Here is a 13,895-nt window from a genome sequence, read left to right as displayed (position 1 = left end):
GCGCCAAATCGGAAGACGTGTCATGAGACGTGCCGACCGGCTGTTTCAGATCATCCAGGTACTCCGACGCAGCCGCAAACCACAGACGGCAGACGCGATCGCGGCCGAGCTCGAGACCTCCAAGCGTACCGTCTATCGGGACATCGCAACGCTGATCGGCCAGCGTGTTCCGATCCGCGGCGAGGCCGGCATGGGCTACATCCTCGAAAAGGGCTTTGACCTGCCGCCTTTGATGCTGACACCCGACGAGATCGAAGCGGCGGTGCTGGGAGCGCAATGGGTTGCCGGCCACGCTGACACGGCGCTGGCGCGCGCCGCCGAAGATCTGATGGCGAAGATCGCCGACACCGTGCCCGAGCGCCTGCGTCCCTTCGTGCTGGAGCCGGCAAGCCGCGCGCGGCCGAGCTGGAATCGTGAACCCGACCGCATGGACATGGTGCGCACGCGCACTCAAATTCATGAGGGCAAGAAGATCACCCTGCGCTATCGCGACGAGCAGGGCCGCGACAGCCAGCGCACGATCTGGCCGATTGCGGTCGGCTATCTCGAGGCCGTGCGGCTGCTCGCAGCCTGGTGCGAGCTGCGCAGCGATTTCCGCAGCTTCCGCACCGACCGTGTGGTGGATGCGGCCTATCTCGACGAGAGATATCCGGAGCGGCGCGACGTGCTGCGCGCCAAGTGGCGGCAGAGCCTGGTCTGGGGGCCGCCGAAGGACAATTGAGCGACATGGACCAGAATTCCGCGATCGACCTATCGCAGCTCTGCCAGGCTTGCGGCGCCTGCTGCGCCTATTCGGCGAACTGGCCGCGCTTCTCGATGGAGAGCGAGGCGGAGCTCGCAGCTATCCCGCAAGCCTTCGTCAACGAGCGGCAATCGGGCATGCGCTGCGACGGCGATCGTTGTTCGGCACTGAAAGGGAAGATCGGCGATGCGACCGCCTGCGGCATCTATGCCGTGCGGCCGGAGGTGTGCCGTACCTGCATGCCGGGCGATGCCGAATGCGCGATGGCGCGGCGGAAGTTCGGACTGCCGGTGATCGAGGTCAGCGTATGATCCGGACCCGAAGGGCCGCGTCAGCGCAAAGCGTGCAGCGGTTTTCCCTCGCGACAAACGCGGCACGCGTTTGCGCAGAGATCATGCGCCAACAAAGAACTTAAGCCGGAACCGCTTCAGCGAGATCGTCGTCGAGTTCGTCCTCGAGTGGGGCGAGCACCGAAAGCGGTTTGGTCGACAGCGTAATCGGCTTGCGGTTGCCAGACGGCGACGGCGACGCCTTGGTCGTGTTTTCACGCGACAGCGCGTAGAGCGTCGAGCCGACGCGCCCGCCGCTCTCGATCAGTTCGCGCTCCGTGCAGCTTGCGGCAATTGCGACCGCCAGCGAATGCAGGTGGCTGCGGCGATAGCAGAACAAGGCCAGCCTGGCGCGGGCCTCGGGGGCAACACTCTCAACCAGCCTCGGCAGGCCGCTTTCGCTGGCGCGATACATCTCGCCAAGGAGCTCGTCGCGGACCGGGCAGAAATCGCTTTCGTAGGCGTCTCGGCTTGAAAACATTGCGATTCTCCTCGTATGCCGAAGATGCCGCGCAATTCTCTAACGAAAGGTTAACCACACAGGCCGGTAGTGTCCCGGGGTCTTGCGCCTCGTTTCCGAATCGGAACGCGGCCAAAAGCCGGCAGGCTCAGTTCGCCGCCATGAAGATCGACAGCCCAAAACCGGTGAGGTGGTGCAGCGCCTGATCGACGCCGATCAAGGTCCAGAACCAGGGATGCTCCTGGTTGACGCCGAAATTGGCCGAGACCAACCCCTTGGCCCGATCGACCGTGATGTGGATCGCGAAATCAACCAGGGCGACGAACCAGAATTTAGGCGCGAATATCAGGATCAGCGGCAGCGCAACCGCAAGGTGAACGAGGCAGTGCACCAGGAGCGGCAGAGCCCAGCCGTGCTTCTGGTCCTTGCCGTGCGCCATCCAGGCGGTCTGAAGGACGAAGTCGGCGATGATGTGCTTGAAGGTGAGCAGCAGCATCCAGCCAATGAGCGCTTCGACCGGAACCGCCGATGACATGGGTGGAAACGACAAAGCTGGACGCCCTCATTGAACGTGGAAGAAAAAATAGAGCGTTCAGTGCGACTTCTTCTTGGGCCCGGCCAAATCGCCGAGATCGCGCTTTTATGACATCTCTCGCGGCGGAATGCACCCCGGAAGGAACCGGAAAATCACAAGGTGTGGCCCAACGACGATGGGGACCAATTGCCGGCGCTCCCTCGCAGTAACATTACCCACGGCTCGAAATTTGCATTCTGCGGCCGGAGAGCTATCATCCCCAAGTAGAGGATTATCGTACTTTTTCAGGCGTTTACGAATTTTCGGGCGGCCTTTGCCGGCAAGCCGGCCGCCACCTGGCAACGGAATAAGGCCAGCCATGAGTGCCGAAGGCCAGATGTCATCGACCGAACAGTCCCCACCGTCGCGCCCGAAGGTCATCAAGACCAATCAGCAGCAGGTCGTGCTCTATGTCGTGCTGACCTTGATCCTGTCGCTGGCCACCGTCTGGGGCGGCCGGGCCATGCTGCGCAATTCGGAGACCCTGATCTTTGCCGTCGGTGACGCCAACAGCGACGAGGCACGCTTCGCCACCAAGCTCGCCGCCGTGCTCAAGAACAATGCCTCGCGGTTCCGGATCAAGATCGTCAACAATCCTGACAACGCCAAGGCGATTGCCCAATTCGACCGCAAGCAGGCCGATCTCGCCATCCTGCGCACCGACGGCAAGGTGCCGCCGCGGGCGCGCGCGCTCGCCCTCCTCGAGCATGATGTGGTGCTGCTGCTCGGCCCCGGCAACAAGAAGGTCAAATCGCTCGCGGAATTGAAAAAGAAGAAGGTCGCGGTGCTCGCCGAGAACGACTCGTCGCTCGCCTTCGTCCGCAGCATTCTCGATGTTCCCGAAACGCCGGACGCCGCGGCACGCGTGCAGATGGCCCCGCAGGGCGTAACGCTGGACAAGCTGCTGGCGCCCGCGAGTGGCTATTCCGCAGTGATCGCCATCGTCCACGCCTCGAAGGCGGTCCGCGACAAGGCCTACGAGCAGGTCGCCAAGCGCGGCGGCTTCACACTGAACGCCATCGACGAGGCCAAGGCGCTGACGCGCAAGATTCCCGGCATTTCCGAGGAGACCTTGACGGCGGGCACGCTGTCGGCCGCACCGGAGATTCCCGACGACGATTTAGACACGATCGGGCTCGAATGGCTGCTGGTCGCGCAGTCGAAGATGTCGTTGTCCACCGCCGGTGACCTCGCGCGCATCCTCTACGAGAACAAATCCGAGCTCGGCCTCGAAAACGGGTTCGCCACCCGGATCGAGCCGGCCTCCGTCGACAAGGACGCCTTCGTCATGGCGCATCAGGGCGCGGCCGACTACATCAACGACGACACCAAGTCGTTCATGGATAAATACAGCGACATGATGTATCTGGGCGCCGGCGCGCTCAGCGTCATCGGCTCGATCTTCGCGGCGATCTACGCCAAGATCACCAGGATCGCACCGGAGAAGGCCAGCGAGCTGTCCACCGCCATCCTCGACGTCGGCGAGCGCATCGAGCATGCCCATTCGCTCGATGAGCTCGAGTGCCTGGCGGATGAGCTCGAAGCGATCCTGCGCAGAGCCGTGGTGGGACTGAGAGACGGCACCATCAGTACCGACGGGCTCGATACGTTCAAGCTTGGCTATGAATTCGTCCGCGACGATCTCGGCATGCGGCGCGAGCACCTGAAGCGGCACGCAGGCGATGCCGAGAGGCACGCAGGCGATGCCGAGAGGCACGCAGGCGATGCCGAGAGGCACGCAGGCGATGCTGAGAGGCACGCGGGCGATGCAGAGAAGCCTGGCGAGGCCTCGGGGCGCGAAGCCACTGCGCATGACGACACCAACGTGGTGGTGGTGAAGACCGCACACAGCGCATGAGGCCTGGCCTTGACGCGAGGAACCCGCGCGCGTGACGGCGTCGCCGACCTGGAACTGACTTGACCTGCAACCGTTGATCCTCCGCGCAACCGGAGACCGGCCATGCGTGCACTGCTCGTCATCATCCTGCTCGCTATGCTCGCCGGCGTCGGCTATTTCGCCTACTCGGCCATGTCGGTCGACGGTGAGCCGATTCCGACCGAAGGCTACATTGCGCTCGCACTGGGCGCGGGCTTCTCGGTGATCGTCGGCGTCGGCCTCATGGCGCTGCTGTTCTTCTCGAGCCGCCGCGGCTACGACGAGCCGCCGCATTTCAAGTAACGGTCTCGGCGATTTCGGCCCCGTGATTGCGGCTTGCGTGGCGGGCCCCATGAAGCTGTCAGCGTCCTATCGTTGACGGCCCCCGCCGGTGCAGGCACTTTGGCGCGGCAGTCCCAACCGGGACGGGCTAATCCAGCCAACACCGGACCTCAATTCCGTATGTCCAAGCCGTTGATCCCCGCTCTGGCGAAATTCGTGGCCGCGACGGCCGGCCGGAACATGACCACGGCGGCCTATGTCGCGGTCGCGGCCGGCGTCGTGACCATGACGCTGTTGACGGTCAACCCGGCCTACGAAGCCGCGCATCACTGGGTGGACGCCTTGCTGTGGGCGTGCCTGGCCTATTTCGTGTTCGAATGGCTGGTCCGGCTGCGCCACATGGCAAGACAGCAGCGGCTGGGGCTCTACGTGCTGTCCTCGAGCGGGCTGGTCGATGCGATCGGGGCGCTCGCCGTGCCGGTCGCGCTTGTGCTTGGCGTCGAGCCCAAGACGGCGTGGCTCCTCAGCGTGCTCTGGGTGCTCAAGGTCGTGCCGGGCATCCCGGGCCTGCGCCAGCTTCGCCGCGTGCTCGTACTGGAATCGGGGCCGCTGCTCAGCGTGCTCGTGATCTTCCTGATGGTGGTGTTCCTCGCCTCGGTTGCTGAATATTTCCTGGAGCGCGACGTACAGCCCCAGACCTTCGGCAGCGTGCCGTCGGCACTATGGTGGGCGGTGGTAACGCTGACGACGACCGGCTATGGCGACGTCGTGCCGGTCACGCCGCTCGGGCGGATGGTGGCCGCATTGGTGATGATCTCGGGCCTTGGCGTGTTCGGCCTCTGGACCGGTATTCTGGCGACCGGCTTTGCCGCCGAGACGCGGCGCGACAATTTCCTCAAGACCTGGGAGACCGTCAGCAAGGTGCCGTTCTTTGCCGCTCTCGGACCGTCCGCGATCGCCGACGTCACCCATATGCTGCGCACCATGGACCTGCCGGCCCGCACCATGATCATCAGGAAGGGTGCGCAAGGCGACTGCATGTATTTCATCGCCTCCGGCGAGGTCGAAGTCGATCTGCCCGGCAAGAAGGTGGCGCTCGGCGAAGGCGCGTTCTTCGGCGAGATGGCGCTGCTCGGCAACAACGTGCGCGGCGCAAACGTCACGACCATGAAGGTCTCGCGGCTGCTCGTGCTCGACCTCGTCGATTTCCGCGTACTGATGGCACGGCATCCCGATCTCGCCGAGACCATCGATGCCGAAGCCAAACGCCGGGCGCTCGAAAACAAGTAAATGGAGACAGCAATGCCGGATGCGGCCGAGACCGCCAGCACGCCCCTGCTCGACATCGACGGCGCACGTGCCACCATCCGCCTCAACCGTCCGCGGCATCTCAACCGGTTGCAGGCCGAAGATCTCGGCGAGCTCCTGAGGCTGTTCGACCGGATCGAGGCCGATCCCGCCATCCGCGTGCTGGTGCTGACGGGCACCGGACGCGCCTTCTCCGCCGGCTACGATCTCAATTCGGTGGCCGAGCGCGCGGTGAGCGCCAGGGAGCAGCAGAGCGCGGGCTCGGCGTTCGAGGTCGTGGTCGACCGGCTGGAGGATCTCGGCGTGCCCACGATCTGCCGCCTCAACGGCGGCGTCTATGGCGGCTCGACCGACCTTGCGCTCGCCTGCGACTTCCGTATCGGCGCCGACACCGCCGAGATGTTCATGCCGGCTGCACGGCTTGGTCTTCACTACTACACCAGCGGCATCAAGCGTTATGTGACGCGGCTCGGCGTCGACAACGCCAAGATGCTGTTCCTGACCGCGCAGAAAATCAGCGCACCGGAGATGCTGCGTATCGGCTATCTCACCGCCATGGTAGCACCAGAGCTTCTCAACGAGGAAGTCGACAAGCTGGCCAATATCCTCGCCGGCAACGCACCGATCGCGATGCGCGGCATGAAGCGTGCGATCAACGAATTCGCGCGCGGCGCGCTCGACGAGGAGGCCGCAGCCCGCCGCCATCGCGAAAGCATGCGCGGCGACGAGATCAAGGAAGGCATCAAGGCCTTTGCCGAGAAGCGGCCGCCGCGGTTTTGAGAACAGGCCCGTCGCGGGAAGCAGCATTCTTGACGCTGGAAGCCCGAGGCCAAGGTCTTTCTCCTCTCTACGAAACAATCCTGAAACACGATTCCCGCGTGCACGAATGAACGCGTTTCGGAGTCACACCGACCGAGACGCAGGGACACAACAACGGCTTCGTGCCACACTGGAGAGAAGAGAATGTTTCGTAAGCTTGCCCTTGGTCTCGTCGCCGCCGGTTCGCTCGGCGTTGCCGCCCTTGCGCCCAGCGCCGCGTCGGCCCACGGCTTCCATCATCACTGGGGTCCCGGCTGGGGCTGGGGTCATGGCGGTATCTATGTCAACACCGGCGTGAGCGGCTGCTACCAGGAGCGCGTGGTGCCCACCCGCCACGGCCCGCGCGTGCGCGTCGTGAACGTCTGCGCGTACGGGATCTACTGAAGCATGATCCGGAAAAGTGCGAAGCGGTTTTCCGAAACGATATGCGTAAACAACAACCTAAAGCGCGATGATGATTCATCCTAATCTCAGCGCGCTTTAAGCGACAACGTCCGACAACGAAGCCCCGATCTCGGTGATCGGGGCTTTCGTCACCCGCGGCTCACCAGGGTGAGTAGCCCGGATGAGCGAAGCGACATCCGGGGAATCGCTGGTCCCGGATATCGCTTCGCTCATCCGGGCTACAAGCGTTGCATCGCGTGGGGATCACTCGTCCACGAACGTCACGGTATCAGCTATCCTCGCCCGTGAGGTGCGGTAGCTGTTGACCTTGTGGGCGTGATCGGCATAGCCGAATGAGATGCCACAGACGACGCGTCGGTCGTCGGGCAGATTGAAATGCTGGCGGATCAGGCCGGAGTGGCGCGCGAGCGCGGCTTGCGGAATCGTGCCGAGCCCGAGCGCCTGCGCGGCCAGCATGAAGTTCGAGACATAGCCGCCGCAATCGATCGCACCGTAGATGCCGAGCGGCTCGTTGGAGTGAATGATCGCGACGTGCGGCGCGCCGAAGAAGTTGTAGTTCTCCAGCGCCTGCCTCGCATAGGCGGCCCTGTCGCCACGGACGATGCCCAGCGTGTTGTAGAGTTGAAAGCCGCTCTCGCGGCGGCGCTCCAGATATACGCCGACATATTCGCGCGGCGGTGTGAAATCATAGTCATCGCCGAGGCCGCCGGAGGCCTCCTGGTAGATCGCCTTGCGAAAGCGTTCCTTGGCCTCACCGCTCGCAATCACGACCTGCCATGGCTGGCTGTTGCACCAGGACGCGGTGCGCTGCGCCGTCATCAGGACATGCTCGATGGTTGCCCGGTCGACTTCCTTCGGCAGGAAGGCGCGCACCGAATAGCGCTCGTTGAGGAGCTCTTCGAGGACGCCGATGCGGTTCTCAGTAGAGTAGTGGGCGTTCGGCGATTTCGCATCCATGGCGTTCTCTTCTTCGTAGGGTGGGCAAAGCGAAGCGTGCCCACCACTTCCAGACGAGGTGGGCACGGCGCTGACGCGCCTTTGCCCACCCTACGATGATTTCGCCGGACGCGAGGCAGCACTGCGCGCCGCACCGCGTCCGGGACACGAGAGAGATCATCGCCCCTTCGTGGGGATCTTGTTATACGGCACATCCTTGTCGACACGGATGTCGCCGGGCAAGCCCAGCACGCGTTCGGCGATGATGTTGCGCAAGATCTCGTCGGTACCACCGGCAATGCGCATCGAGGGCGAGGACAATAGCATCTGCTGGAACTGGCCGTGGACGGTTTCCTCGTCTGCGCCTGTGAGAACGCCAGCCGCGCCTTGCAGGTCCATCGCGTAGGTCGCGATGTCCTGGAGCATCATACCCGACACCAGCTTGCCGATGGAGTTTTCCGGGCCCGGACGCTCGCCCTTCGACAGCGCCGAGATCGCGCGGTAGCTGGTATATTTCAGTCCGTTCGATTTCACCGCCCAGCTCGCAAGGTTCGAGCGCACGGCGGGATCGTCGATCGCAAGGCCATCCTCCAGCATCAGGTTCGAGCAGAACTCGAACATCTCAGGTACGCCGGTCGCAAGCCGCGAGCCGATCGACATGCGCTCGTTCATGAGCGTGGTCAGCGACACGTTCCAGCCGTCGCCGATAGCGCCCAGGCGCTGGCTGTCCGGGATCACCACGTCAGTGAAATAGACCTCGTTGAACTCCTGCATGCCGTTGGCCTGCTTGATCGGCCGCACCTCGACACCAGGGCTCTTCATGCTCAGGAAGAACATGGTGAGGCCCTTGTGCTTGGGCACGTTGGAATCGGTCCGCGCAATCAGGAGCCCGTGGTCGGAATAATGCGCGCCAGAAGTCCAGATCTTCTGGCCATTGACGACCCAGTCGTCGCCCTTCTTCTCCGCGCGGGTGCGAAGCCCCGCGACGTCGGAGCCGGCGGACGGCTCGGAGAAGAGCTGGCACCAGATCTCCTCGCCGGAGGCGAGCTTGGGCAGATATCGGCGCTTGGCCTCCTCGCTGCCCCAGGCCATCACGGTCGGGCCGCACATGCCCTCGCCGATCTGGAACGGTTGCGTCAGCTTGCCGTAGACGCCCTCTTCCTGCTGCCAGATCACCCGTTCGATCGGCGTTGCGCCACGGCCGCCATATTCCCTTGGCCAGTGCAGGCAGGCCCAACCGGCTTCTGACTTCTTCTTCTGCCAGGCCTTGCCGACCTCGACCATGTCGTGTTTCGCGAGCCGGATGCGACCGAGCGAGGATTTTGACAGTTCCTCCTCGAACTCCTTCGGCGCGTTGGCGGCGACCCATGTGCGAGCGGTTGCGCGAAACTCGGCTTCCTGCGGCGTGTCGTCGAAATTCATGGCGCTTTCCCTTGTCTGCGTAGGGTGGGCAAAGCGGAGCGTGCCCACCACTTTCGGCTATTCTCAACAGAAGTGGTGGGCACGGCGCTCCGCGCCTTTGCCCACCTACGATTCGAGTTCATCTTCCCCTTGTCGGGATCTTGTTGAACGGCACGTCCTTGTCGACGCGGATATCGCCGGGCAGGCCCAGCACGCGCTCCGCGATGATGTTGCGCATGATCTCGTCGGTGCCGCCCTCGACACGGGTGCCGGGCGCGCGCAGCAGCATGGCCTGGAAGCGGCCTGCGGCTTCGGCATCCTCCGGGCCACTGACGACGCCGGCGGCGCCTTGCAGGTCGAGCGCATACATCGCGACCTCCTGGACCATGGAGCCAGCGACCAGCTTGCCGATGGAATTCTCCGGCCCCGGCCGCTCGCCCCGCGACAGTGCCGAGATCGCGCGCATGCTGGTGTATCTCAAGCCGCTCGCCTTCACCGCGTAGTTTGCAAGCTTCGAGCGCACGCTGCGGTCTTCGATCGCAGGACCGCCGTCGAGCATCAGGCTCGCGCAATAGTCGAACAGCTCCGGGAAACCGGTGGCAACACCAGCGCCGATCGACATCCGCTCGTTCATCAGCGTGGTCAGCGAGACGTTCCAGCCGTCGTTGACCTCGCCGAGACGCTGGTGATCGGGAATGCGGACGTTGGTGAAATAGACCTCGTTGAAGTCGGAATTGCCGTTGGCTTGCTTGATCGGCCTGACCTCGACGCCGGGGCTCTTCATGTCCAGGAAGAACATGGTGAGGCCCTTGTGCTTGGGCACGTTGGGATCGGTGCGGGTAAGCAGGATGCCGTAGTCGGAATAATGCGCGCCTGAGGTCCAGATCTTCTGGCCATTGATCACCCAGTCGTCGCCGTCCTTCTCGGCGCGGGTGCGCAGGCCCGCAACATCGGAGCCGCCGGCCGGCTCGGAGAAGAGCTGGCACCAGATCTTCTCACCGGAGGCAAGTGGCGGCAGATATTTGCGCTTATGCTCCTCGCGCGCGAACGCCATCATGGTCGGCCCGCACATGCCGTGGCCGATGATGAACATCGCCGAGAGCTTGCCGAACGCGCCCTCTTCCTGCTGCCAGATCACGCGTTCGATCGGCGAGGCACCACGGCCGCCATAATCCTTCGGCCAGTGCAGGCAGGCCCAGCCTGCATCCGCCTTCTTCTTCTGCCAGGCCTTTGCGACGTCCAGGATGTCAGCGTTCCTGAGCTGCGTGCGGCCGAGCGATGATCTGCGCAGCTCGTCCTCATACTGCTTCGGCGCATTCGCGGCGATCCAGGCGCGCGCGGTGGCGCGAAACGCGGCTTCCTGCGGGGTGTCGTCGAAGTTCATGGTCCTGTCTCTCGGTTCGTTCCCCGGACGCTGCGCAGCACGAAGTGGTGCGCAGCGTCCGGGGTCCATTGCGGCCCTGGATCCCGGCTCTGCGAAGCGGCACTGCGCGCCGCATCGCGTCCGGGACACGTGCGGCGATTACGCCGCGTTCTTCTTGCGCATGCGGTCGATCAGCTGGTCTTCCCAATAGGACAGGCCGCCGAGCCCCAGCGCGAGCGCGTTGGCGCGGCGGTAGTACATGTGGCAGTCGAACTCCCAGGTGAAACCCATGCCGCCGTGAACCTGGATGTTGTTCTTGGCGCAATGCTGGAACGCCTGCGTCGCGCTGATGCGCGCGGCGGCAGCGGCCTCCGGCAGTTCGGATGCATTGGTTGAGAGCGCCCAGGCGCCGTAATAGCTATTGGAACGCGCCAGCGTCGCCGCGACATACATGTCCGCGAGCATGTGCTTGATGGCCTGGAACGAGCCGATCGGGCGGCCGAAGGCGATGCGGTCGAGCGCGTAGTCGCGCCCCATCTCGAGCGCGCGATCGGCGCCGCCGACCTGCTCGAAGGCTGTGAGCACCGCGGCGCGATCGAGCACCTGGGTCAGGATACTCCAGCCTTCGCCGGCGGCTCCCAGCGGCTCGGCCTTGCAATTCTTGAAGGTGAGCTCGGCCTGACCGCGCGTCGGATCGAGATTGGTCAGGCTCTTCGTCTCGACGCCGCCAGCCTTCAGATCGACGAGGAACAACGAGATATCGCTATCGCGACCGCTCGATCCCGTACGCGCAGCGACAATGGCGAAGTCAGCGATTACGCCGTCTGCGACCGGCTTCTTCACGCCGTTCAGCGTGCCGCCGGAGCCGGCGAGTTTCACGTTGCCCGGCAACGGATTGCCCTTGCCCTCGAACAGCGCCAACGTACCAATCGCCTCGCCCGAGGCGATCGCCGGCAGCCATTTTGTCTTCTGCGCCTCGTTTCCGGCGATCAGCAGCGCCTCGGCAGCGAGATAGACGGTGGAGGAGAACGGTACCGGCGCATTCGCGCGGCCCATCTCCTCCGCGATGACGCAGAGTTCGAGATGCCCGGCGCCCGCGCCGCCGAACTCCTCGGGAATGGCGACGCCAAGGAAACCCATCTCGGCGAGACCCTTCCACAGCTCCTTGTCATAGGGCGCCTTGCCATCAAGCACGACCCGCACCGCCTTGGGCGAGCATTTTTCGCTGAGGAATTTGCGCGCCTGGTCGCGGAGCTGTTTTTGATCGTCAGAGAAATCGAAGTTCATGGCGGCTTACCCTTTTTATTCGTTGTTCGTTGAGGCCGTCATTCCGGGGCGCGACGAAGTCGCGAGCCCGGAATCCATTTCGCCACACGCCCTGTGGCCCGATGGATTCCGGGTTCGCGCTACGCGCGCCCCGGAATGACGAGTGGCGAGAGATGAGCTTCATCGCAGCACGATCACATCGTCATCAGGCTTCTCGGCATACAGCCGCTCGACCAGCGCCGAGCGGCGTTCCAGGCCGGCGCGCTGGTTGATGTAGCCCTTGTCTGTCAGCTCGTTTCCGTCGATCGAAGGCGGCTCGACCATCAGCATGGCGCGCGCGATCACGCGGCTGCTCGCGCCTTCGCATTCCCTATTATGTGCCTCCAGCCCGCGCCTCAAGCAGGCGATAACCTCGGGATGCTTCACGGCGTCATCGAAGCTCAGCTCGGGATTGCCGACGAGTTGGCGACAGGCATGCAGGTTCGGCCACGCGAGCAGGCCAATGGAGCAACGATCCTGCCCCGCGACCAGCGCGTCATGCACGACCGGCGTCGCGGCCGAGATCGCATCGGTGCGGAGCGAACCGACATGTACGAAGGTGCCAGTCGTAAGCTTGAAATCCTCGACCACTCGGCCGGCAAAGATGATGCCCTGCACGGGATCCTCGTCGTCGACAAAGATGCCGGCATCGCCGATGCAGTAAAAACCTTCCTCGTCGAACATCTTCCTCGTCAGCTCCGTCTGGCCGAAATAGCCGGGCGTGACGTTGACGCCGCGCAGCCGCAGCTCGTACTTCGAGCCGCACGGCACCATCTTCAATTCGACACCGGGGAACGGCAGGCCGATCAGGCCGACGCGCTCGGTATCCCAATAGGTGCCGGTCGAGGTCGGCGCGGTCTCGGTCGATCCCCAGCCGGTGTAGAATACGATGCGTTCGCCGGTGGTCTTCACCGCGAGCGCCTGCATGCGATCGTAGAGATCGTCAGGCAGCCGTGCCCCGCCATAGGCCATGATGGAGAGGTTCTTGAAGAAGGAGCGGCAAAGCGCGTCATCCTTCTCCATCGCCGCGGCGAGCGCGGCGTAGCCGGCTGGAACGTTGGCGTAGTAGGTCGGCGAGATCTCGCGCAGATTGCGTAGCGTCTCCTCGAACTGGCCCGGCATCGGCCGTCCGTCGTCGATATAGAGCGTGCCGCCGTCGACCAGGATCGGATGAAAGGCGGCATTGCCGCCCATGGTGTGATTCCAGGGCATCCAGTCGAGCATGGTCGCGATCGGGCCGTCCGGGCGACGCGGCCGCACCTGCATCATCATCGCCGCGTTCGCGCACATCATCGCCTGCGTGTTGATGACGGCCTTGGGCATGCCGGTCGAACCCGACGTGAACAGGAGCTTGCCGACCGTCTCGGGAATGATCTGCGCGATCGATGCATCGACGTCCGCGGTTACCGGCGTTGCTGCGAGCTCAGCGAAACTGACGCTCTTGATGCCCTCGCAGGGTCGCAACACATGCACGATTGTAACGCCGGTGAGATCGAGCGACTTCAGCGCTTTCTCGAAGGTCGGACCATCCTGCACCATGACGACGGCCGGCTTGATCAGATCAAACAGATACTTCAGCTTGACGTGATCGTGGCTCATCAGGGAGTAGGCCGGCGACACCGGCGCTGCAGGTGAGCGCGCCTGCATCGCAGCCTGCGTCATCAGCGCGTGCTCGATCGAATTGCCGGAGAGGATCGCAACCGGCCGGCCGTCGAGACCGAGATTGAGCAGGCCTTGCGTCAGCGCATCCACCGTGCGTTTGGCTTCACCGTAGGACACCTTGCGCCATGCGCGATCCGGGCCGCCGCGCTGCGCAAGCCAGATGCGCTCGGGCGCTTCCCTCGCCCATTTCGCCAGCGAGGCGGGAATATGCGTCTCGTAAGCCTGCAGCGGAATGCGCGACTTCAGCACCACCGTGCCGTCGTCGCGCCGCTCGACGTCGATGTCGCGCGGCAGCCATTCGATCTTGCGAAAAGCGGGCTTCGTCATCACCGCCGCCGCATTCCCACTCATTTTGCGTCTCCCGGAATTATTGTCCTTTGCGGATCATTCTCGTTCAGCGCTTGATATAGACAGGCTTTCGCTTGCTGAGGAA

At 63.9% G+C, this 13,895-nt stretch carries 14 protein-coding genes; 7 read left to right on the top strand and 7 right to left on the bottom strand.

Annotated features, from left to right (window positions below; all coding sequences use genetic code 11):
* Positions 1–22 precede the first annotated feature (22 nt).
* Both Q3C01_RS12620 and Q3C01_RS12615 read left to right on the top strand, forming a co-directional pair.
* The gene (locus tag Q3C01_RS12620) at positions 23–721 is read left to right on the top strand and encodes a helix-turn-helix transcriptional regulator (protein WP_458145649.1); all 699 of its coding nucleotides are present in this window, start codon (positions 23–25) and stop codon (positions 719–721) included.
* A gap of 5 nt (positions 722–726) precedes the next feature.
* Complete coding sequence (locus tag Q3C01_RS12615) at positions 727–1,053, top strand: YkgJ family cysteine cluster protein (RefSeq protein ID WP_458145648.1); 327 nt, start codon at positions 727–729, stop codon at positions 1,051–1,053.
* Positions 1,054–1,153: 100 nt separating this feature from the next.
* On the opposite strand, the gene Q3C01_RS12610 is transcribed toward Q3C01_RS12615, so the two are convergent.
* The gene (locus Q3C01_RS12610; RefSeq protein ID WP_458145647.1) at positions 1,154–1,552 is read right to left on the bottom strand and encodes a hypothetical protein; all 399 of its coding nucleotides are present in this window, start codon (positions 1,550–1,552) and stop codon (positions 1,154–1,156) included.
* 127 nt (positions 1,553–1,679) lie between these two features.
* Positions 1,680–2,027 (bottom strand): DUF3307 domain-containing protein, encoded by a 348-nt coding sequence (locus Q3C01_RS12605; protein WP_458145743.1) that lies wholly within the window; start codon positions 2,025–2,027, stop codon positions 1,680–1,682.
* Positions 2,028–2,424: 397 nt separating this feature from the next.
* On the opposite strand from Q3C01_RS12605, the gene Q3C01_RS12600 reads away from it, so the two are divergent.
* From Q3C01_RS12600 to Q3C01_RS12580, 5 genes are all read left to right on the top strand, one after another.
* Positions 2,425–3,963, top strand: coding sequence for a TAXI family TRAP transporter solute-binding subunit (locus Q3C01_RS12600; protein WP_458145646.1), 1,539 nt, complete (start codon positions 2,425–2,427; stop codon positions 3,961–3,963).
* Positions 3,964–4,065: 102 nt separating this feature from the next.
* Positions 4,066–4,284 (top strand): hypothetical protein, encoded by a 219-nt coding sequence (locus tag Q3C01_RS12595; RefSeq protein WP_458145645.1) that lies wholly within the window; start codon positions 4,066–4,068, stop codon positions 4,282–4,284.
* 159 nt (positions 4,285–4,443) lie between these two features.
* Positions 4,444–5,553 (top strand): cyclic nucleotide-gated ion channel, encoded by a 1,110-nt coding sequence (locus tag Q3C01_RS12590; protein WP_458145644.1) that lies wholly within the window; start codon positions 4,444–4,446, stop codon positions 5,551–5,553.
* 12 nt (positions 5,554–5,565) lie between these two features.
* Positions 5,566–6,351 carry an enoyl-CoA hydratase/isomerase family protein gene (locus tag Q3C01_RS12585; RefSeq protein WP_458145643.1) on the top strand — a complete coding sequence of 262 codons (786 nt, stop codon included), beginning with the start codon at positions 5,566–5,568 and terminating at the stop codon, positions 6,349–6,351.
* 183 nt (positions 6,352–6,534) lie between these two features.
* Entirely contained in the window at positions 6,535–6,774 is a 240-nt protein-coding gene (locus Q3C01_RS12580) for a hypothetical protein (protein WP_458145642.1), read from the top strand.
* A gap of 264 nt (positions 6,775–7,038) precedes the next feature.
* Here the strand turns inward: Q3C01_RS12580 and Q3C01_RS12575 are convergent, their stop codons facing one another.
* From Q3C01_RS12575 to Q3C01_RS12555, 5 genes are all read right to left on the bottom strand, one after another.
* Complete coding sequence (locus Q3C01_RS12575) at positions 7,039–7,752, bottom strand: nitroreductase (RefSeq protein ID WP_458145641.1); 714 nt, start codon at positions 7,750–7,752, stop codon at positions 7,039–7,041.
* A 156-nt stretch (positions 7,753–7,908) separates the two neighbouring features.
* Entirely contained in the window at positions 7,909–9,153 is a 1,245-nt protein-coding gene (locus Q3C01_RS12570; RefSeq protein ID WP_458145640.1) for an acyl-CoA dehydrogenase, read from the bottom strand.
* A gap of 118 nt (positions 9,154–9,271) precedes the next feature.
* Entirely contained in the window at positions 9,272–10,516 is a 1,245-nt protein-coding gene (locus tag Q3C01_RS12565) for an acyl-CoA dehydrogenase (RefSeq protein ID WP_458145639.1), read from the bottom strand.
* 138 nt (positions 10,517–10,654) lie between these two features.
* Complete coding sequence (locus Q3C01_RS12560) at positions 10,655–11,782, bottom strand: acyl-CoA dehydrogenase family protein (protein WP_458145638.1); 1,128 nt, start codon at positions 11,780–11,782, stop codon at positions 10,655–10,657.
* Positions 11,783–11,941: 159 nt separating this feature from the next.
* Positions 11,942–13,813, bottom strand: a complete 1,872-nt coding sequence (locus Q3C01_RS12555; RefSeq protein WP_458145637.1) for an AMP-binding protein — start codon at positions 13,811–13,813, stop codon at positions 11,942–11,944.
* Between the last annotated feature and the right edge of the window lie 82 nt (positions 13,814–13,895).

This window comes from Bradyrhizobium sp. UFLA05-109, assembly GCF_054185165.1.
This window is presented reverse-complemented; position numbering and strand designations above follow the sequence as displayed.